At 65.1% G+C, this 21,286-nt stretch carries 16 protein-coding genes, 1 tRNA gene and 2 riboswitches; of the genes, 12 read left to right on the top strand and 5 right to left on the bottom strand.

Annotated features, from left to right (window positions below; genetic code table 11):
* Positions 1–12 precede the first annotated feature (12 nt).
* Complete coding sequence (locus tag AB7531_RS16245; protein WP_063982471.1) at positions 13–1,215, top strand: FAD-dependent monooxygenase; 1,203 nt, start codon at positions 13–15, stop codon at positions 1,213–1,215.
* A 21-nt stretch (positions 1,216–1,236) separates the two neighbouring features.
* On the opposite strand, the gene AB7531_RS16240 is transcribed toward AB7531_RS16245, so the two are convergent.
* Positions 1,237–1,662: a hypothetical protein gene (locus AB7531_RS16240; protein ID WP_063982470.1), complete on the bottom strand. Its 426-nt coding sequence runs from the start codon at positions 1,660–1,662 to the stop codon at positions 1,237–1,239.
* 175 nt (positions 1,663–1,837) lie between these two features.
* Here AB7531_RS16240 and AB7531_RS16235 point away from each other — a divergent pair.
* Positions 1,838–1,926 (top strand) — tRNA-Leu (locus AB7531_RS16235).
* Between the two features lie 122 nt (positions 1,927–2,048).
* On the opposite strand, the gene AB7531_RS16230 is transcribed toward AB7531_RS16235, so the two are convergent.
* Entirely contained in the window at positions 2,049–3,332 is a 1,284-nt protein-coding gene (locus AB7531_RS16230) for a hypothetical protein (protein ID WP_063986267.1), read from the bottom strand.
* A gap of 250 nt (positions 3,333–3,582) precedes the next feature.
* Entirely contained in the window at positions 3,583–4,362 is a 780-nt protein-coding gene (locus AB7531_RS16225; protein ID WP_063982469.1) for a crotonase/enoyl-CoA hydratase family protein, read from the bottom strand.
* 98 nt (positions 4,363–4,460) lie between these two features.
* On the opposite strand from AB7531_RS16225, the gene AB7531_RS16220 reads away from it, so the two are divergent.
* Both AB7531_RS16220 and AB7531_RS16215 read left to right on the top strand, forming a co-directional pair.
* A complete protein-coding gene (locus AB7531_RS16220; protein WP_063982468.1) occupies positions 4,461–5,042 on the top strand; it encodes a TetR/AcrR family transcriptional regulator in 582 nt (193 codons plus the stop codon).
* Positions 5,043–5,221: 179 nt separating this feature from the next.
* Positions 5,222–6,424, top strand: a complete 1,203-nt coding sequence (locus AB7531_RS16215) for a multidrug effflux MFS transporter (RefSeq protein ID WP_371497853.1) — start codon at positions 5,222–5,224, stop codon at positions 6,422–6,424.
* 203 nt (positions 6,425–6,627) lie between these two features.
* Here AB7531_RS16215 and AB7531_RS16210 read toward each other — a convergent pair whose 3' ends face one another.
* Both AB7531_RS16210 and AB7531_RS16205 read right to left on the bottom strand, forming a co-directional pair.
* On the bottom strand, positions 6,628–8,223 hold the full coding sequence (locus tag AB7531_RS16210; RefSeq protein WP_245328617.1) for a glycosyltransferase family 39 protein: 1,596 nt from the start codon (positions 8,221–8,223) through the stop codon (positions 6,628–6,630).
* Positions 8,224–8,436: 213 nt separating this feature from the next.
* Positions 8,437–10,047, bottom strand: coding sequence for an ABC transporter substrate-binding protein (locus AB7531_RS16205; protein WP_063982465.1), 1,611 nt, complete (start codon positions 10,045–10,047; stop codon positions 8,437–8,439).
* A gap of 267 nt (positions 10,048–10,314) precedes the next feature.
* On the opposite strand from AB7531_RS16205, the gene AB7531_RS16200 reads away from it, so the two are divergent.
* The 8 genes from AB7531_RS16200 (at position 10,315) to AB7531_RS16165 (ending at position 21,145) form a co-directional block, all read left to right on the top strand.
* On the top strand, positions 10,315–11,445 hold the full coding sequence (locus AB7531_RS16200) for a M20/M25/M40 family metallo-hydrolase (RefSeq protein WP_063982464.1): 1,131 nt from the start codon (positions 10,315–10,317) through the stop codon (positions 11,443–11,445).
* A gap of 94 nt (positions 11,446–11,539) precedes the next feature.
* Positions 11,540–11,643: riboswitch (glycine riboswitch) on the top strand.
* Between the two features lie 3 nt (positions 11,644–11,646).
* Positions 11,647–11,760, top strand: a riboswitch (glycine riboswitch).
* 67 nt (positions 11,761–11,827) lie between these two features.
* A complete protein-coding gene (locus tag AB7531_RS16195; protein ID WP_063982463.1) occupies positions 11,828–13,129 on the top strand; it encodes a D-amino acid dehydrogenase in 1,302 nt (433 codons plus the stop codon).
* A 181-nt stretch (positions 13,130–13,310) separates the two neighbouring features.
* Positions 13,311–14,252: an ABC transporter permease gene (locus tag AB7531_RS16190; RefSeq protein WP_014494267.1), complete on the top strand. Its 942-nt coding sequence runs from the start codon at positions 13,311–13,313 to the stop codon at positions 14,250–14,252.
* A gap of 20 nt (positions 14,253–14,272) precedes the next feature.
* A complete protein-coding gene (locus tag AB7531_RS16185) occupies positions 14,273–15,160 on the top strand; it encodes an ABC transporter permease (RefSeq protein ID WP_028150021.1) in 888 nt (295 codons plus the stop codon).
* A 14-nt stretch (positions 15,161–15,174) separates the two neighbouring features.
* Entirely contained in the window at positions 15,175–16,824 is a 1,650-nt protein-coding gene (locus AB7531_RS16180; protein ID WP_063986265.1) for an ABC transporter ATP-binding protein, read from the top strand.
* Positions 16,825–17,037: 213 nt separating this feature from the next.
* Positions 17,038–18,543: a M81 family metallopeptidase gene (locus tag AB7531_RS16175; protein ID WP_063982462.1), complete on the top strand. Its 1,506-nt coding sequence runs from the start codon at positions 17,038–17,040 to the stop codon at positions 18,541–18,543.
* A 14-nt stretch (positions 18,544–18,557) separates the two neighbouring features.
* The gene (locus tag AB7531_RS16170; RefSeq protein ID WP_063982461.1) at positions 18,558–19,721 is read left to right on the top strand and encodes a M20 aminoacylase family protein; all 1,164 of its coding nucleotides are present in this window, start codon (positions 18,558–18,560) and stop codon (positions 19,719–19,721) included.
* A gap of 2 nt (positions 19,722–19,723) precedes the next feature.
* Positions 19,724–21,145, top strand: coding sequence for an amidase (locus AB7531_RS16165; protein WP_063982460.1), 1,422 nt, complete (start codon positions 19,724–19,726; stop codon positions 21,143–21,145).
* Positions 21,146–21,286: the final 141 nt, after the last annotated feature.

The raw sequence follows: 21,286 nt of genomic DNA, 5'->3' as shown, positions 1-21,286 counted from the left end.
TCACGGTCAGGGGTGGCGCTCTCCAGAACGATTGTCATCGCCGGTGCCGGCATCGGTGGACTGACGGCCGCGCTTGCGCTCGCAGCCCGCGGCTTCCGCATCGTCGTGCTGGAAAAGGCCGAGCGGCTCGAGGAAGTCGGTGCCGGCCTACAACTCTCCCCCAACGCCAGCCGCGTGCTGGTCGAGCTCGGCCTCACCGAGCGGCTCAAGCGAAGCGCCGTGACGCCTGAGGCGCTCTGCGTCATGAGCGCGCGGGCCGGCGGCGAACTGCTGCGCATGCCGCTTGGCGAAGCCGCTTCCGCGCGGGCCGGCGCGCCCTATTGGGTGGTGCACCGCGCCGACCTGCAATCCGCGCTGGCCGGTGCGGTCTCCGACCATCCCGATATCGACCTGAAATTAGGTGCGACCTTCGAGGACGTGGCGCCCCACGCCAAGGGGCTGACGGTCGTCCATCGCAGCGGCACGATCCGCCGCAGCGATCTCGCCAGCGCACTGATCGGCGCCGACGGTATCTGGTCGACGGTACGCCAGCATCTGTTTCCCGAGGTGCAGCCGCGCTTCTCCGGCCTGATCGCCTGGCGCGGCACGCTCGATGCCACGCAACTGCCGAAGGATTTTACCGCGCGGCGGGTCCAGCTCTGGATGGGGCCGAATGCCCATCTCGTGGCTTATCCGATCGCCGGCGGGCGCCAGATCAACGTGGTCGCGGTGCTGCCGGGGACCTGGAACAGGCCCGGCTGGAGCACGCCGGGCGACCCCTTCGAGGTGATGGACGCCTTCGCGGCACCGCGCTGGCCATCGGCGGCCAGGATGATGCTCACTGCCGTCGACAATTGGCGCAAATGGGCGCTGTTCGGCGTGCCCGACGGCTGCCCCTGGAGCCAAGGACCGGTCGGCCTGCTTGGTGACGCCGTGCATGCGATGCTGCCATTCGCGGCCCAGGGCGCCGGCATGGCGATCGAGGACGCCGCCGTGCTCGCTCGGCATCTGAGCCTCGAGGCTGCCGAGAGCACCGCTGGTATCACGGCGACGCTCAAGCAATATGGCCGCGCGCGGCAGGCGCGGGTGCGGCGGGTGCAGCGGACGGCGCGGCAGCAGGGCCGCATCTATCATCTCGGTGGGCCGTTCGCGATCGCGCGCGATGTTGCGATCCGCGCGCTCGGCCCGGGGCGCATGCTGGCGCGGCAGGACTGGATCTACGGCTGGCGGCCGTGAGGCGGGCGCAATCGTGTCAACTCAGCGAACGGCGCTGCCGGATTTCGGGGCGGGCTTGATGTCCGGCCGCTGCGGAGCAGAGGCCGCCGGCGTCGCACCGGGCGGCGTTTCCCGGCACCTATTGCGGCGCCACGCGTCCTCGGCAAGTTGCGACTGCCCGCGCACCGCGATGTAGTCGTTGCGATAGGCGAGCTCGGACACGACCGCGCCTCCCGCCCCGGTCTCAGCCTTCTCCATCAGCTTCTGCAACTGCTCGGTGCGGCTGGCGAGCGCCTTACGCTCAGCCTCGAGTTGCTTGCAGTCGTACAATTCGTACTTGCCGGGATCGGCAAAGGCCGGTGCGACCGTCTCGGTCATGCTGGCGCAACCGGACAGCGCCGCGCCCGCCGCGAGCAGCGCCAGAAATGCGCCCGAGTCGCGCAGGCGAGAGGAAAACGTAGCAGCCATGCCGGATGAATAGTCCCCGTGGATTGAGAATGCCTAAAGCAACAACAGATGTCCGGATTGAGGCTTTGCCTTGCGCGGCCGGCTCGCTTAAGGAAGAACCGCCCATCCGGCCCGCGAAACGCGCCAATTCCAGACGGCCGGAGATGGACTTAACTAGTTGATCTCGTTGGATCAAGCGGGCATGGCGGAATTGGTAGACGCAAGGGACTTAAAATCCCTCGGCGCGCAAGCGCTGTGCCGGTTCGACCCCGGCTGCCCGCACCATCGGAGCTGACGGGGCGAGCCTCCGCCCAGAGGCGGACGGCAGACCGGTGCAGTCACGAACCGGCTGGAGCCTGCGCGGGGGCAAGGCGCCGTCCCTTTTCCGGCGGACGCGGCGGCATGCGCTATGACTGCGCACCTTCCGTCTCCAGTCGCTTCGGCTCGGCGCGAAGGTCGAGCAGCAGGATCCAGAAACTTGTCAGCGCAATGATGAGGAGGATGAAGCTGCCCTCGAATGCCGTCCCCAGAATCGAGATCAGTGCCGGAAAGGCGAGACCGACGGCGAGGAACGCTGCAAGTGACAGGGCCGGAAGATCGACGACGAGGATCGCGGCATAAAGCGCGAGCTCGAAGAAGGCATATTCCTTGAGGCGCGGCGAGCTGAGATAGAGCGCAAACATCGCGAATACCGTGATGCGCATGGCGACGCGCGGATGATCCATCAGCCAGCGATCCAGTCGCACAAGAAGTGATCCGCCTGCCTGCGCTGGCTCGCTCGTGACCATGCGCAGGATGGACAAGGCGAACGGCACCAGCACGAGCGCGAGCGCTGCGAATGCATAGGTCGCGAACGTCGCCGCCTTGCTGTCACCGAGGCCGGCATGATCCATGAGGTCGCGTGCCGCCAGCAGCAGCGACGGATTGATCTCGAAGAGATCGACGAGATGCTGGTCGGGGATATTTCCGCCCATCGCCAGTTGCCAGCTCGCGAACAGCTCGGGGTACATCAGCCGCGATATCAGGATCGGCAATGCGAAGCTGAACGCCGCAACCGCGATCAGCGTGAGCTTGCGGCCACGCGGCAGCGGCAGGAAATAGAGCGCGGCCAGCACGGGAAAGAACACCAGCTTGAACGATGTCACGAGGCCGAGCAGCGCGGCGCCGGCGAGCCGCAACGGAAAGCTGCGGCCCTCAGGCGCGTCGGACGCCGACCGAGAAAGCAGAAACCTCAGCGCAATCGCGGTCAGCACGCCGCTCAGGATCGCGAAATTGCCGGACGCCTGCACCCATTCGAAACCGACGAACGCGCCGAGCGTGCAGAGCACCCTCAGCGCAACATCGCGCGCGCTCGGGCGCGTTCGGCCAAGACCGGGCAAGAGGAGCCCGCAGAGCACGGCGAGGACAGGAAAGATGCCCTTGTAGTGATCGACCAGAAGTCCACCCGCGCACAACGGGCGGAAGACATCCAGCGTCACCGGCAGATAGGGATAAGAGAGCTTGGTGCCCTTCAGGTTCTTGACGAAATAGGGATCGAGCCCGCTGGCATACGCATCGACCGCCGCGCAATTGACGCGGGTGTCCCAGCCATATTTCATATCGAGCACGGCGTCGTTGGCGAGATTGCCGAGCACCAGCAGTGCGGTCAGTGCGATCAGGCAGGCGAGCCAAAAGTTCCGCCGCGAAGCCATGTCGGCCGAGGGTTCCAACCATCGTGCTGCACCGGTGACGTCGGACACAATCGGATACCTTGTTTGGCCAGGTTTCTCCCGGCGCCAACGCGGCGCCAGGCCGTGCCACCATGGACAGGATGGGTTGCGGATTCATCTCCCCTGTGCGTTGCGCTCGCGCTTATGGTGAATCCCTGGTTGCCAGCCGTCCGTCTGGACGGCAGGGAACCGGTTCCCTGTCGCCGCGACCGCCAGATCAGCCGCGCCAGCCCTACCGCGACGAGCGGACGGCAAGCCAGGCGTCGAGCGCTTCGCGCGTGTCCCGTGTCGCCGCCATGCGTGCGAACTGCTCGCTCTCGATGGCGAGGCCTTCCGAAATCGAGACGTTGAGGCCCCGCGTAGCGGCAGTGATGACCCGGGCGACCGCCAGGTGCGAATGCCGCGTGATGCGGCCTGCCAGCGCGAAGGCTGCGTCCAGGAGCTGCCCGTGCGGCACGACCTGGTTGACCAAACCGATCTCATGAGCCCGTTGTGGTGAAAAGGAATCTCCTGTCAGGAGATACTCGAGCGCCCGCTTCCGGCCTGCGAGCCGTGGCAGGCGCTGCGTGCCGCCGAAGGTCGGCGTGATTCCGATCGCGATCTCGGGCTTGGCGAAGCTCGCCCGCTCGCTCGCCACGGCGAGATGCACGGCCTCCGTGATCTCGCAGCCGCCGCCGAAGGCGATGCCGTTCACGGCGGCGATGATCGGCTTCGGAAACGCCTCCATGCGCGCCGTCATCGCCTGCCCGCGCCGTACGAAGGCCTTTACCGCCGCGTCCGGCCCGCATTTCACGCTCTCCGAGAACTCGGCAATGTCGGCGCCGGCCGAGAAGGCGCGGTCGCCCGCCCCGGTCAGGATCACGGCGCGGATATCGGCATCGTCCTCGATACGATCGAGGAGCGCCATCAGACGGTCGACGAGGGCGTAGCTCAGCGCATTGAGCTTGTTCGGGCGATTGAACGTCAGCAGCGCGACAGCGCCTCGCGTTTCGGAGAGTATGAGATCGGACAAGTGCAGGCTCCTTCCAGGTCGAATTCCAGGTCGAACAGGCGCGGAAGTCAGCCACAGCGATCTTGTCGTGTATACTCACTAGGCAGTATACATTGGCGATGTCAGGCAAAGGCGACACCACGCGCGAGCAGATCGTCATCGCGGCGACGCGCCTGTTCTATGGCGAAGGCATCAGGGCGGTGAGCATGGACGCGGTCGCCGAGAAGGCCGGCGTCACCAAGAAGACGCTCTATTATCACTTCACCAGCAAGGACGAGCTCGTCGCCGAGACCATCGCGGCCAGGGACCAGCCGACGCTGGAGCTCTATATGCGCTGGTTCGCCGAGACCGAGGGCACGGTGGCCGACAAGGTCCGCGGTCTCTTCACAAGGCTCGGACGCTCCGTGGATACGCCCCGATGGCGCGGCTGCGGATTCCTGCGCACCATCGCCGAGCTCGCAAACACGCCGGCACATCCCGCGGTCAAGGCCGGCGCGGCGCACAAGAAGCGTTTTGAAGCGTGGCTCGAAACCGAATTGCGCGGGCATGGCGTTGCCGGTGCACCGGCGCTCGCGCGCCAGCTTGTGATCCTGCTCGACGGCGCCACGACCGTGATGCTGATCCATCGCGATCTCGACTATGTCGACACCGCGGGACGCTTGGCGCTCGGCCTGGTCGAGCAGGCCCGTAGCGCACGATGATGGACGAGGCAGCCCTTCCCGAGCCGGCGACATCACCAATTCTTGTGCACCCGCCTGTCAGCCATCCCGAAACATGGGTTGTGCGACGCAGCATAACCGATAGAAAAGCCTCTGATTTTCAGAGGTGAGCTTTGTCCGACGTCAATGCCGACGATTGGGTGTCCTCGGGACACCGGCCTATGGGTTTTCCAGAATTCGTCATCGTGATCGCGTCCATCATGGCGCTGAATCCGCTTGCGATGGACATGATGCTGCCGGCGCTGCCCAACATCGGGGCAGCCTTCGCCATTCCCAACGCCAACCATCTTCAGCTGGTGCTCTCGACCTTCCTGATCGGCTTCGGCGCCGGCCAGTTCGTCATGGGCCCGTTGTCGGACCGCTTCGGGCGCCGCCCGGTGCTGCTCGGCGGCATGGCGGTCTATGCGGTGGCGAGCGTGCTGGCGGTCGCCGCGCCCTCGTTCGAGACGCTGCTGCTGGCGCGCGCGCTGCAAGGACTCGGCACGTCGGCAACGCGCGTGATCGCGACCTCGATCGTGCGCGACTGTTATGTCGGCCGCCGGATGGCGAGCGTGATGTCGCTCGCCATGATGGTGTTCATCGCGGTGCCCGTGATCGCGCCCTCGTTCGGGCAGGCGGTGCTGCTGGTCACGCAATGGCGCGGCATCTTCGTCGTACTGATGCTCTACGGGCTGCTCGCGCTCGCATGGAGCGTGCTGCGGCTGCCTGAAACTCTTCCCGAGTCCGAACGCAGGTCGCTGGCGCCCGCAGACGTGCTCTCGGCGTTCCGGCAGACCGTGACCAACCGCCAGACCATCGGCTATGCGACGGCCGCCGGCAGCGTGATAGGCGCGCTCTTTGCCTATGTCTTCTCAGCGCAGCAGGTCTTTACCGGCGTCTATCATCTCGGCCATTATTTCCCGATTGCCTTCGCCGCGATCGCGGCCGGCACCGCGATCGCCGGTTTCCTCAATGCGAAGCTGGTCGGACGGCTCGGCATGCGCGTGATCTCGCACGGCGCGCTGACACTCTACACCGCGGTTGCGGGCGTGATGCTGCTGACGGAAACTCTCGGCATGCTGCCGCTCTCCTTGTTCATGGTGCTGTCCGCCCTGATGATGTTCTCGTTCGGCATGATGGTCGCGAACTTCACCGCACTGGCCATGGAGCCGCAGGGCCACATCGCCGGCACCGCCTCCTCGCTCTACGGCTCGATCACGACGCTGATCGGCATCGTCGTCGGCATGGCGATCGGGCAGAGTTTCGACGGCACGCTGCTGCCGTTCTCGGTCGGCTTCTTCCTGTCGACGCTGGCGGCGCTTGCGATCGTGCTGGTGGTGGAAAAGGGACGGCTGTTCAAGCCGCATCATCGTCCCATCGCATGAGGAACTTCCCGGCCGCGTCGATGTTGTACTGCAGCAATTCGAAAGGCTGCCTCATGGAACCGGAACATCGCGAAGACAACACCACCCCGGATCGGGCGGGAACGGAGCGCCCGACGCCGGGCGCCGACCGAACTGCGTTCACTCCCCCCTTCGCGAGCGAAGGCCTCGAGCGAATCCGCGACAGCCACTGCTGAGCGCAAAGCCTAGTCCGTCGGGCGCCTGCTGGCGCTGAAGTCCTGCGCGGCGCTCTCGGGCGTCGCGCTGCTCGTTCGCGGTGGCACGATCAGCACGACCACGTCCCGCGTCAGGCCGGGCTTGCCCCATAGCGTCGCCTGCACGGTGAACTGGCGTCTGACGAAATGCTCGGCGCGCGCGGACACCGACTCCATCCACCTGCCGCAATAGTCCTGGCCGCTGAAGCAGAGCGCGGCCCAACCGCGATCCAATGTCGTCTTTCGCGGCATGCCCCACGTGTACTGAAATTCGAACGGCCGCGCGTAATACGGATGGTCCGGACTGTAGAACGCGGTCGCAAAGGCCAGCGAATCGTCGCCGCTGACGGCGCTGAGCGGTTCCCCGGTCAGCTCGTGCCACTCGCGAGTAATCTCGTTAGCTACCTGCGCGTAGAAATTCCGGCCCTCTTCGTAGCCGTGATTGTTGCGATAGACGGCGTGAATCGGGGCGGCGACGAAGACAGCGGCGAGCCCAACGATTGCGGTGATGACCGTGACATTGACGGTGTAGAATCTTTCGATCGGGTAGCGCGTGCCGCAAACGATCAGCACGACGAACAGGAACAGCCCTTGCAACGCCCATAGCGACGGCAGATCGGTGCCCATCGCCAGCGACGTCAGGACCGGCAGTACGATCGTGCCGATCGCAACGTAAAAAAGAAGCCGCAGGCCGGAACTCATCGCGGCGAAGTCGGCCGCAAATTGTTTCAGCCGTGTGCCGGCGATGATCACCCAGAAGACGGCCGATACGCTGATGGCCGCCACGAGTCCGAGCAGGAAGTTCTGCACCTCGCCGAGCGAGCTCACGAAGTTGCCGTTGGCGTGCGCCATCGCGTAGGTGAAGGCCGACGCGCCCGTCGTCGCGAGCCAGTAGATATGCGGCGACAACACCGCGAGCCCGACCACGACCGATATCCACGGCGAAGCGGACGTGAAATAGGCGCGGCGCGCGGGATGAGCCAGCGCGGCAAATGCAAAGCTCGCCACGAGGAAGACCGAATAATATTTGCCGACCATCGCCAGCGCCGTGGTGCATCCTACCGCGACCGCCCAGGCCGCGCTGCGGGTCTCGAACGCGCGCAGAAAACACCAGGTCGCGAGCGGCCAGAGCGCAAGAAGCACCGCGTTGGCGTTGAAGCGCTGGGCGTGGAATTGATAGGCCGGCGTCAGCATCAGGAGCAGCAGCACCAGGATGCGCTTGTGCCCGGTCACGAACTGCCGTGCGATCCGGTCGACGAAAAACAGGGCGAGCCCGGCATTGGCCATCGCCATCAATTGCAGCGACCAGTCGCTGAGCGGGAAGACGGAGGTCCACACCGCCGTAACCCAGCCCATCAGCGGCGGATGCTTGTGGTAGCCCCACGCGAAACGGCGCCCGAGCGTCCAGGCCTCGAGGGTATCAGGGTGCAGGCCGCTGCCGGCATAGGCGACGGCCAGATAGACCGTCCAGAGCGCGACAAAGCACACAATGAGAAGCGGAACGGCCCAACCCGTCTCGACGCCGTCGAGCCAGCGCAGGAAAGGCCGCCGCCATCGCGCCGGCGCGCGATCGGACCGCTCGGCCATCGCCCGAAATGAAAAATCAATCGACACGGGACTCAAATGCAGGAAGGAAGTGATGTGCGAACTGCGCACATCTATTTCAAGTCAGAAACAAATAGCAATGATTGGACACTGGAAGAGTTAAAAGCTGACGCGAGGCTGACAAACGAAAACGGCGCCGCTGATGACAGCGACGCCGCGTAACGCTCGGGGAAAGCGCGCGGGCGCGCCCTCGCCTTACTCGGTCTTGTCGATGTTCCAGAACACCGGCGTCGCCGGGCCGTCGAGCACGCCGGTGAGCGACTTCCGCCACGCGCTCGGCGCCAGATACTGGCCGAGCGGCACGTAAATCACCTGGTCATAGGCTTCCTTCTGGATCTCGGTCGCGATCTTCTTCTGATCGTCGAGCGAGGCGGCGCGGACGAAGTCGTCCTTGAGCTTCTCGATCTTGGCGTTTTCCGCCCAGCCGAACCAGCCCTTCTTGCCCTGGCCGCCGATCGACAGATTGGCGATCGGGTTGGACACGTCGGCGCTGACCCAGTTGGTGAAGAACATGTTCCAGCCGCCCTCCTTCGGAGGCTTCTGGCTGGCGCGCCTGCTGACCACCGTCTGCCAGTCGGTCGCCTGCGCGTCGACCTTGAAGCCGGCCTCGCGGAGCAACTGCACCGCGACCGTCGGCTGCGCCTTCAGCGTCACGACGTCGCCGGGCACCATGACCACGACGGGCGTGCCGTCATAGCCGGACTCGGCGAGCGCCTTCTTGGCTTCCGCCATGCCGTTGCCCTTGACCAGCGATTCCGAGCCGACGTCGGTCGCGAACGGCGTATCGCAGATGAAGAACGCACCGCAGATCTTGTAGTATTTGGGATTGCCGACGAGCGCGTCGAGCACGTCCTTCTGGTTCATCGCCAGAAGTGCGGCACGGCGGATCTTCGGATTGTCGAAGGGCGGATAGAGGAAGTTCATGCGCCCAAGGGTCTGGTAGCCGAACTTGTTCAGCGTCTCGGTCTTGAGGTCGGCATTGCCTTCAAGGACGGGCAGCAGATCCCACGGCGGCACTTCCATGAAGTCGATGTCGCCCGATTGCAGCGCGTTCACTGCGGTCTGCGCATCCGGCATGGTGATCCATTCGACGCGATCAACCTTGACCACCTTGCCTCCGGCAGTCCAGCTCGACGCCTCCTTGCGCGGCACGTAGTCGGTGTTCTTGACGTACACCGCCTTCACGCCGGGCTGGAATTCACCCTGCACGAACTTGAACGGACCGGAGCCGATCTGCTCGGGGATCTGCTTGTCCGGCGGCGTTTCGGCGAGACGCTTCGGCATCATGAAGGCGACGCGCGAGGACGGCTTGCCGATGGATTCGAGCACGAGGCCGTAGGGCTCCTTCAGCTTCAGCGTGATCGTCTTGGGGTCGGTCGCCTCGATGCTCGCAGTAAACTGCATCATCTGCTGGCCCATGCCGTCGACCGCGGCCCAGCGCTTCAGCGAAGCGGCGCAGTCTTCCGCCGTCACCGGCGTACCGTCGTGCCACTTCAGGCCGTCGCGCAGCGTGAAGGTGTAGGTGAGCTTGTCGTCGGAGATCTTCCAGTCCGCCATCTGCGGCTGGATCTTGAAATTCGAGTCCGTCGCGATCAGCGTGTCGTAGACCATGTAGCCATGGTCACGCGTGATGTAGGCGGTGGTGAAAATCGGATCGATGATGCGCAGATCCGAATGCATCACCGCGGTGATGGTCTTGCTGGCGGCGGCAAGTACCGGCGAGGCCATCGCCGTCGAAAGCGCAACGACCGATAGCGCAAGTGTGGAGGCGAACGCGCGACGCCCCCGGCGCATCAAGCTCAACATAAAAGTTTCTCCTGACGTGAAACTGTTCAAAGGCAGGTTATTGGTTGAGCATTCGGTTCGTTCTTTAGGCGAACTAACCTCATGCGATGCCTTTGTCTTTCGAGACTTGCAGACAGTGTTGAGCGCGTCAATCCGGTTTCGGTGCAGCCCCAAGCGGCGCGCCCACGGGCTCCACAAAGATCGGTTTGGCTCTACAACGCTTTCCGCCAGTCCCGTCCGCGCCAATGCAATGCGCGTTCCATCTTTCGAAGCTTGAGAGACATTAAGATGAATCCAGCCAATCTTCCCTTCGATTCCGAGGCGATGCTTGAGGGCCTGCGCACCTGGGTGGAATGCGAGAGCCCGACCTGGGACGCGGGCGCCGTCAACCGCATGCTCGATATCGCAGCGCGGGATATGGCGATCATGGGTGCGACGATCGAACGCATCAGCGGCCGACAGGGCTTTGGCGGCGTGATGCGCGCGCGCTTCCCGCATCCGAAACAGGGCGAGCCGGGCATCCTGATCGCCGGCCACATGGATACCGTCCACCCGGTCGGCACCATCGAGAAGCTGAAATGGCGGCGCGAGGGCAACAAGTGCTACGGCCCCGGCATCTACGACATGAAGGGCGGCAACTATCTCTCGCTGGAAGCGATCCGCCAGCTGGCACGTGCTTCCTTCACCACGCCGCTGCCGATCACCGTGCTGTTTACGCCCGACGAGGAAGTCGGCACGCCCTCGACGCGGGACATCATCGAAGCGGAAGCCGCGCGCAACAAATATGTGCTGGTGCCCGAACCGGGCCGCGCCGACAACGGTGTCACCACCGGACGTTACGCCATCGCGCGTTTCAATCTGGAAGCGACGGGCCGACCGAGCCATGCCGGCGCAACATTGTCGGCCGGACGCTCGGCGATCCGCGAGATGGCGCGGCAGATCCTCGCCATCGACGCGATGACGACGGAGGACTGCACCTTCTCGGTCGGCGTCGTGCACGGCGGACAATGGGTCAATTGCGTTGCCACGACCGCCACCGGCGAGGCGCTGTCCATGGCCAAGCGCCAGGCCGATCTCGACCGCGGCGTCGAGCGGATGCTGGCGCTGTCGGGCACGTCCAATGATGTCACGTTCAAGGTGACGCGCGGCGTCACGCGCCCCGTATGGGAGCCCGATGCCGGCACCATGGCGCTTTATGAAAAGGCGCGCGGCATCGCCAAGTCGCTCGGCACCGATCTGCCGCATGCGAGCTCTGGCGGCGGCTCCGACGGCAACTTTACCGGTGCGATGGGCATCCCGACGCTCGACGGCCTCGGCGTGCGCGGCGGCAACGGCCACACGCTCGAGGAGTTCATCGAGGTCGAGAGCCTGGTTGAACGCGGGCGCCTGATGGCCGGCTTGCTGGCGACGCTCGACTGACGACGCAGCCTTCGCACTGCACAATGCGTTGGCAGTCGCGGTTTAAATTTAGCCTTGTCTAAAAATGAGGCGCATCGTACTGCTCGATTGTCCACGCGACGATGCGGGAGAGATCGCAACGAGAGTTCAGGCTTTCGTTGCGGCGCCGACGGAGCAACCGCCCCGGAAACTCTCAGGCAAAAGGACCGTATCGTCAGGACGATCTGGAGAGAGGCGGCGCGATCTTGGGATCGTGACGTCCACCGAAGGGGATAGTCCGGAGCTGACCTCGCCGAGGTCCGCAACGGATCAAGCTCTCAGGTAACCGTGACAGATGGGGCGCCGCCAACGGCCTTTGGCCGGCGGTTAGCCGACTCTAACTCACGGGAGCCCCGAACCTGCCATGACCCATATCGCCATCATCGGCGCCGGCATCACCGGCGTAACGACCGCCTATGCCCTGCTCGAACGCGGATACAAGGTGACGGTGCTCGACAAGCACCGCTACGCCGCGATGGAGACGTCCTTCGCCAATGGCGGACAGCTCTCCGCCAGCAATGCCGAAGTCTGGAACAGCACCGCCACGATCCTGAAAGGCCTGCGCTGGATGTTCCGGCGCGATGCGCCGCTGCTGATGAACCCGCGGCCGAACTGGCACAAATATTCGTGGATGAGCGAGTTCGTCGCCAATATCGGCAACTACCGCGCCAACACGGTCCAGACCACGCGGCTCGCGATCGAAGCCCGCAAGCATCTGTTCGAGATCGCGGAGCGCGAAGGCATCGACTTCGATCTCGAACGCCGCGGCATCCTGCACATCTATCACGACAAGAAGGGTTTTGAATCCGGCCTGCAGGTCAATGCGCTATTGAAGGAAGGCGGGCTCGATCGCCGCCCGGTGACGCCGGAGGAGATCCGCGCCATCGAGCCGACGCTGCGCAAGGACTATTTTGGCGGCTTCTACACGCCGTCGGATGCGACCGGCGATATCCACAAGTTCACGCGCGGACTTGCGGAAGCCTGCAAGCGGCGCGGCGCGACCTTTATCCACGAAGCCAACATCGATTCCATTGCCCAGGCAGGTGGCGGCTTTGTCATCGGCTGGGCTGATCTTTCGGCCAGTGACACTGTCGCATCCGCGCGCGGCATGCTGAAGGCTGATGGCGTCGTGGTCTGCGCCGGTGTGGCCAGCCGCCACTTCGCCGCCCTCCTCGACGAGCGCGTCAACGTCTATCCGGTGAAGGGCTATTCGATCACCGTTCAGCTCGACACTGCCGCAAGCCGCAATGCGACGCCGACCGTGAGCCTGCTCGACGAAGCCGCAAAAATCGTCACCAGCCGGCTCGGCGCCGATCGCTTCCGCGTCGCAGGCACCGCCGAATTCAATGACTTCAACCGCGACATCCGCGCCGACCGCGTGCAGCCGCTGGTCGACTGGGTGCGCAGCAACTTCCCCGGCGTCGAAACGTCCAAGGTTGTGCCCTGGGCCGGGCTGCGGCCGATGATGCCGAACATGATGCCCGTGGTGCGCGCAGGACGGATGCCGGGCGTGTTCTTCAACACCGGCCACGGCCATCTCGGCTGGACCTTGTCGGCCGCGACCGCGCAGATGATTGCCGGGACCATCGATGGCTGGCGCGGGCTCAACGCACCGCCGGCCGCACCGTCACTCAGGGTTGAGCACAAGTTCCGTCATGCATCCTGAGTGGTCGATATCGGAGGCTCGGCGGCCCCTTGCGACCGCCCTGCCCTTGGCACACAATTTGCCCCGAAACGTCGGCTTCCACGGCCGGCTTTCCAGCCCGAGTGACAGGCGTGCATGATAGACAGAACCGATTCCACAGGGGCCTCCCGGCCCCACAAGTTCCGCAGCCGGAGATAGGTGCATGCTAGGTTATCTCATTCGCCGCGTTCTGGCCGCGGTGCCCGTGATGGGCGTCGTCGCGCTGTTCGTCTTCCTGCTGCTGCGGCTGACGCCGGGCGATCCCGCCGCCATTCTCGCCGGCGATAACGCGACGCCGGAACGGCTGGAACGCATCCGCGACTCGCTCGGCCTCAACGAGCCGCTGATCGTGCAATTCATCACCTGGGTGAACAAGCTGCTGCACGGCGATCTCGGGACGTCGCTGATCTCCAACCTGCCAGTCATGAAGATGATCAGCCAGCGCGTCGAACCGTCGATCTCGATCGCGCTCTCGACGATCATTCTCGCCGTGATCGTCGCCGTGCCGCTCGGCGTCATCGCGGCGTGGAAGCACGGCACCTGGATCGACCGTTTCGTGATGGGCCTCTCCGTGCTCGGCTTCTCCGTGCCGGTGTTCGTGGTCGGCTATCTCCTGATCGAGGTCTTCGCGATCGACCTTCGCTGGGTGCCGGTGCAGGGCTTCCGCAGCATCTTCAACGGCTTTGGACCGTTCTTCGAGCGCATCATCCTGCCGACCTGCGCGCTCTCCTTCATCTACATCGCGCTGATCGCGCGCATGACGCGCGCGGCGATGCTCGACGTGCTCGGTGAGGACTACGTCCGCACCGCCCGCGCCAAGGGCATCAACGAGGTCGCCGTGATGATGCGCCATGCGCTGCGCAACGCCGCGGTGCCCGTCATCACCGTGATCGGCACCGGCTTTGCGCTGCTGATCTCCGGCGTCGTCGTCACCGAGAGCGTGTTCAACATCCCCGGCATCGGCCGCCTCACGGTGGACGCGGTGCTGGCGCGCGACTACCCAGTCATCCAGGCGATGATCCTGCTGACGTCGCTGATCTATGTCGTCGTCAATCTCCTGATCGACGTCGCCTACACGCTGCTCGATCCCCGGATCCGGTACTAGGGCTAAGGATAACAACAAAAATGTCCGTCGATAGCCTTCCCCAGTCGTCCATTCCGATCACGTCGCCGCTGCGGCCGCGTTTCGGATTCCTCACCTCGACGCCGATCATCGCGGCGGCCACGATCCTGCTCGCGCTGATCGTGCTGGTCTCGATCCTGGCGCCGCTGATCGCGCCGCACGATCCGGTCCAGCTTGCGCCCTCGCAGCGGCTGAAGCCGGCCTCGGCGCAGTTCCTGCTCGGCACCGACGCCTATGGCCGTGACCTCTTGTCGCGCGTCATCTATGGTGGCCGCATCTCGCTCCTGATCGGCATCGGCTCGGCGATCCTGTCGATCGTCATCGGCCTTGCGATCGGCCTGGTCTCCGGCTTCTTCAAGCTGGTCGATGCCGTCCTGATGCGCGTCATGGACGGCCTCATGGCGATGCCGAGCATCCTGCTCGCGATCGCCGTGGTGTCGCTGTCCGGCGCCAGCATCTGGACCGTGCTGGTCGCGATCACCATCCCCGAAATACCGCGCGTGGCACGCCTGGTACGCTCGGTCGTGCTGTCCGCGCGCGAGGAGCCTTACGTCGAGGCCGCGATCTCGGTCGGCTCCAGCCTGCCGAAGATTATGTGGCGCCATCTGATGCCGAACACGATCGCACCGCTGATCGTCCAGGGCACCTATGTCTGCGCCTCCGCGATCCTGACCGAGGCCATTCTCTCCTTCCTCGGCGCCGGCATCTCGCCGGAGACGCCGACCTGGGGCAACATCATGGCCGAGGGCCGCCAGTATTTTCAGCTCAAGCCGACGCTGATCTTCTGGCCGGGCCTGCTGCTCTCGATCGCCATCCTCAGCATCAATCTGATCGGCGACGCCGCCCGCGACGCCCTCGATCCCCGCATGAAGCAGCGGGAGGGCAAGTGATGACGGATCAAGTGATGACCAACCCAGTTCTCGACATCAACAATCTCGTCGTCTCCATCGGCAAGAAGCCGAAGGGCGCCAACATCATCGATGGCATCTCGATCCAGGTGCACAAGGGCGAGACACTGTGTCTCGTCGGCGAAAGCGGCTCGGGCAAGTCGGTGACCTCGCTCACCACGATGGGCCTGCTGCCGAAGGGCACGCTGGTTCCGACCGGCGGCAGCGTCAAGCTCGTCGGCGAAGAGATACTCACCGCGACCGATCGCCGCCTGCGCCAGCTCCGCGCGACGCAGATGGCGATGATCTTCCAGGAGCCGATGACCGCACTCAATCCGGTGGTGCCGGTCGGCCGCCAGATCGACGAGGTCCTGCGCGCCCACACCGATCTCGACGCCAAGGCGCGGAAGAAGCGCATTCTCGACATGATGGAGCAGGTCCGCCTGCCCCAGGTCGAGCGCATCTTCGCCTCCTATCCGCATCGCCTGTCCGGCGGCCAGCGCCAGCGCATCATGATCGCGATGGCGCTGGTGCTGGAGCCGAAGCTGCTGATCGCCGACGAGCCGACCACCGCGCTCGACGTCACCACCCAGAAGCAGATCCTGACGCTGATCCGCGACCTCCAGCGCGATCACGGCACCGCCGTCCTGTTCATCACCCACGACATGGGCGTAGTTGCCGAGATCGCCGACCGCGTCGCCGTGATGCGGCAGGGCCGGCTGGTCGAGACCGGTCCGCTCGAGACCGTGCTGCGCAACCCGACCATGGAGTACACCCGCAATCTGCTTTCCGCGGTGCCGAGCCTGGTGCCGCGCGCGGCGCGGCCCGAGACCAAGGAGCCGGTGGTGCTGGAGGCCAACGAGCTCGGCAAGGTCTATAAGGAGCGCGCCTTCTTCGGCAAAGGCCGCGAGGTCGTCGCCGCCGACAAGGTCACGCTGACGCTGCGCAAGGGCCGCACGCTCGGCATCGTCGGCGAGAGCGGCTCGGGCAAGTCGACGGTGGCGCGGTGCATCGTCCGCCTGATCGATCCGACCTCCGGCGGCGTGCGTCTCGCCGGCCGCGAGATCGCCGACATCTCGCGCCGCCTGCTCCAGCCGCACCGGCAGAAGATCCAGATCGTGTTCCAGGATCCCTATCGCTCGCTCAACCCGCGCATTACCGTCGGCGAGAGCATCGCGGAAGGCCCGATCAATTACGGCACCTCGCATGCCGATGCGATGAAGCGGGCGCGCGAACTGCTCGAGCTCGTTGGCCTGCCCGCGGACGCAGTGACGCGCTATCCGCACCAGTTCTCCGGCGGCCAGCGCCAGCGCATCGCCATTGCGCGTGCGCTCGCGCTCGACCCCGACGTGCTGGTCGCGGACGAAGCGGTCTCGGCACTCGACGTCTCGGTTCAGGCGCAGGTGCTGGAACTGCTCGACGAGATCCAGAACCGGCTCGGCATCGCCATCCTGTTCATTACCCACGATCTGCGCGTCGCAGCCCAGATCTGCGACGAGGTCGTGGTGATGCAGCACGGCCGTGTCGTCGAACAGGGCCTGGCCGCCGAGGTGCTGACGCATCCGAAGGAAGCCTACACCAGGGCGCTGCTGGAGGCCGCACCGGGCCGCGGCTGGGATTTTGCGAACTTCAGGCCGGTGTCGGAAGGCGTCGCGGCGACGGCTTAGGTTTGTCCACTCGTCATTGCGAGCGGAGCGAAGCAATCCAGAGTCCCTCTGCGGAAACGGTCTGGATTGCTTCGCTTCGCTCGCAATGACGGGTAGCGACCATCATCATTCGAAAATGACTTAAAGCCATGCGCGGCGGCATGGGCTCCTCGCTTGCCCCCGCCTCGAAGCCAAGGCTAACGTCGCGCACTTTCAAACGCTGGACAAGAATTAATGACACGTATCGCCGTCGGCGGCTTCCTGCACGAGACCAACACGTTCGCCCCGACGAAGGCGACTTTCGCGGACTTCCAGCATGGCGGCGGCTGGCCGGCCATGACGGAAGGCGCCGACGTATTGAAGGTGATGCGCCGCATCAATGTCGGTCTCGCCGGCTTCGTCGACAGCGCCGAAGCCAATGGCTGGAACCTCATTCCGACGATCGCCTGCGGCGCAAGTCCGTCGGCGCATGTCACCAGGGACGCCTTCGAGCGTATCGTGAAGGTGATGGTCGACGGTATCGCCGCCGCCGGCCCGCTCGATGCGGTCTATCTCGATCTGCATGGCGCGATGGTGACCGAGCATCTCGACGACGGCGAAGGCGAGATTTTGGCGCGCGTGCGCCGCGTCATCGGCAAGGACGTTCCGCTCGTTGCCAGCCTCGACCTGCACGCCAACGTCACGCCCGAGATGATGGAACACGCGGATGCGCTGATCGCCTACCGCACCTATCCGCATGTCGACATGGCCGAGACCGGCCGCGCCTCCGCAAGGCACCTCGCCCTGCTGCTGCAGACCAAGCAGCGCTTTGCAAAGTCGTTTCGCCAATTGCCGTTCCTGATCGCGATCAGCTGGCAATGCACCAATGACTTTCCCACCGAGGGCATCTACGAAAAACTGGCCGCGCTGGAGAGCGACGCCATTCCGACGCTGTCCTTCGCGCCCGGCTTCCCCGCCGCCGACTTCCGCGACTGCGGCCCGAGCGTGTTCGCCTATGGCAAGACGCAGGCCGATGCCGACCGCGCGGCCGATGCGATCGTCAAACTGATCGAAAGCCACGAGGACGATTTCGACGGCAAGATCTGGTCGCCCGACGACGGCGTGCGCCATGCGATGGAACTCGCCAAGGGCGCGAGCAAGCCGATCATCATCGCCGACACCCAGGACAATCCCGGCGCCGGCGGTGATTCCGACACCACCGGCATGCTGCGCGCGCTGGTACGCAACAAGGCGAGCGCTGCGACCGGCGTCATCTACGACCCGGTCTCGGCCAAGGCCGCGCATGCGGCCGGCGTCGGCGCCACCGTGACGCTGTCGCTCGGCGGCAAGTCCGGCATTCCCGGGGATGAGCCCTATCGCGAGACCTTCATCGTCGAAAAGCTCTCCGACGGCCGCTTCATCGCGCCCGGCCCCTATTACGGTGGCCGCGAGATGGAGATGGGTCCCTCCGCGTGCCTGCGCATCGGTGACGTCCGCGTCGTCGTGTCCTCGCACAAGGCGCAGCTCGCCGATCAGGCGATGTACCGCTATGTCGGCATCGAGCCGACCGCGCAGAAGATTCTGGTCAACAAGAGCTCGGTGCACTTCCGCGCCGATTTCGAGCCGATCGCGGAAAAGCTGATGATCTGCGCCGCGCCCGGCGCGATGCCGGCCGACACAGCCACCCTGCCCTGGACGCGGCTGCGGCCGGGCATCCGCATCAAGCCGAACGGCCCCGTTTTCACGCCCCCATCACGCTAACCGGACAGGAACACATGCCCACGATCGAGCGCATCGACGGCTTTGCCGACGAACTCACCGCTATCAGGCGCGACCTTCACGCCCATCCCGAGATCGGCTTCGAGGAAGTGCGCACCTCCGGCATCGTCGCCGACAAGCTGAAGAGCTGGGGCATCGAGGTGCACCGCGGTCTCGGCGGCACCGGCGTGATCGGCGTGATCAAGGGCAAGGGTTCGGGCAGCAAGCGCATCGGCCTGCGCGCCGACATGGACGCACTGCCGATGGAAGAGAACACCAATCTGAAATGGAGTTCGAAAATCCCCGGCCGCTTCCACGGCTGCGGCCATGACGGCCACACCACCATGCTGCTCGGCACCGCGCGCTACCTCGCCGAGACCAAAAATTTCGACGGCACCGTGCACCTGATCTTCCAGCCGGCCGAGGAAGGCCTTGGTGGCGCTCGCGCGATGATCAAGGACGGCCTGTTCGAGAAGTTTCCCTGCGACGAGCTCTACGGCCTGCACAACGCGCCCGACCTCAACCTCGGCGAAATCGCGATCCTGCCCGGCCCCGCGATGGCCAGCGCCGACTTCTTCGACCTGCGCATCACCGGCTACGGCGCGCATGGCGCGATGCCAGAGCGCTCCAAGGACGCGGTGATCATCGCGACCACGCTGGCGCAGGCGATCCAGACCATCGTCAGCCGCAACGTCGAGCCGCTGCAGGCCGCCGTCATCTCGATCACGCAGATTCACGCCGGTTCCGCCTACAACGTCATCCCCGGCGAGGCGCATCTCTGCGGCACCATCCGCACCTTCTCGGATGAAGTCCGCGCCCTGATCGCCGAACGCATCCGCACGATCTGCGCCGGCATCGCGAGCGCCTATCAGTGCGTGATCGAAGCCGACATCCGCGACACCTTCGGCGTGCTGGTCAACCAGGTCGAGCAGTCCAAGGTGGTCGAGGAGGTCGCGCGCACCGTCGTCAACCCCGCCAACGTGATCACCCGCGCCCAGCCGAAGATGGGCAGCGAGGATTTCGCCGACATGCTGCAAACCATTCCCGGCGCCTATTTCTGGATCGGCCACGACGGCTCGGTGCCCGTGCACAATCCCGGCTTTGTGCTCGACGACAAGATCCTGCCGATCGGCGCCAGCATGTTCGCCCGGATCATCGAAACGCGCATGCCGGTAGGTTAGCAATGCACAAGAAGAGCGTCGAAGAGGCCGTCACCTCGCTGCACGATCTCTCCGCGGTTGATCTGATCGCGGGCTATCGGGCCAAGCAATTCTCGCCGAGCGAGGTGCTGGAGGACGTGCTTGCGCACGTCGCTGCGTGGGAACCGCATCTCAAGGCGCTCTACGCGTTCGATCCCGACAGCGCGCGCGAGGCCGCGAAGGCCTCGACCGCGCGCTGGAGCGGGGGCGAACCTTCCGGCGCGCTCGACGGCGTGCCTGTCACGGTAAAGGACAACATCGCGACCAAGGGCGTGCCGGTGCCGCTCGGCGCTGCGAGCGTGAAGCTCGTGCCGGCCGAGAAAGACGCCCCGCCCGCTGCGCGCCTGCGCGAGGCCGGTGCGATCATCTTCGCGAAGACCACCATGCCCGATTACGGCATGCTGTCCTCGGGACTCTCCAGCTTCCATGCGCTGGCGCGCAATCCCTGGGACCTCTCCAAGAATCCCGGCGGCTCCAGCGCGGGCGCCGGCGCCGCTGCTGCGGCTGGCTACGGCCCCTTGCATCTCGGCACCGATATCGGCGGCTCGGTCCGCCTGCCTGCGGGCTGGTGCGGCCTCGTCGGCCTGAAACCGAGTTTTGGCCGCGTGCCGATTGACCCGACCTATGTCGGCCGTGTCGCCGGTCCCATGACCCGCACGGTCGACGATTGCGCGCTGATGATGAGCGTGATTGCAAAGCCCGACCGGCGCGACGGCATGAGCCTGCCCGCCGAGCCTCTCAACTGGAAGGGGCTCGAAAAGTCGCCACGCAAACTGCGCATCGGCCTGATGCTCGATGCCGGCGTCGGCCTGCCGGCAGAAAGGCCGGTCCGCGATGTCGCGGTGAAAGCCGCAAAGGCGTTCGAATCCGCAGGTAGCGTCGTCACCGAGGTCGACGGCATTTTGACCCGCGAGATGCTCGACGGCCTCGACAATTTCTGGCGCGCGCGGATGTGGGACGATCTGGCCAAGCTGACGCCGGCCGAACAGGCAAAGGTGCTGCCCTACATCTTCAAATGGGGCGCATCCGGCGCAAAGCTCTCGGGTGTGGATGTCATCCGCGGATTCAACCAGACCGTGGCGATCCGCGCTGCCGCGTCAAAGCTGTTCTGCGAGCTCGACTATTTGATCTCGCCGACCGCGCCGAACGTGAACTATGCGGCGGACTGGGCTTCACCCACCAACGATCCCATGCGGCCGTTCGAGCACATCTGCTATACCGTGCCGTGGAATATGTCGGAGAACCCCGCGGTTTCCATCAATGGCGGCTTCGACGCCAACGGCTTTCCCATCGGCGTGCAGATCGTCGGCCGCCGCTTCGACGATATCGGCGTGCTCGGCATGGCCAAGGCGTTCGAGGGCTTGCGCAGCGCACAGAAGCCCTGGCCGAGCCCGCCGGCAAAGTAGGCATTCCGCTATGGCCGGGCTTGTCCCGGCCATCCACGTTCTCGTACCGGCCGCCACATGCCCAGTCCGCGCAAGACGGATGGTGGCGACCATGCATGACGTCTCTTCGAGACAGAATTCACGGCAAGGAAGGAAACCACC

Source organism: Bradyrhizobium sp. 63_E2_N1_3 (assembly GCF_052076005.1).
GTDB classification, from domain to species: domain Bacteria; phylum Pseudomonadota; class Alphaproteobacteria; order Rhizobiales; family Xanthobacteraceae; genus Bradyrhizobium; species Bradyrhizobium barranii.
This window is presented reverse-complemented; position numbering and strand designations above follow the sequence as displayed.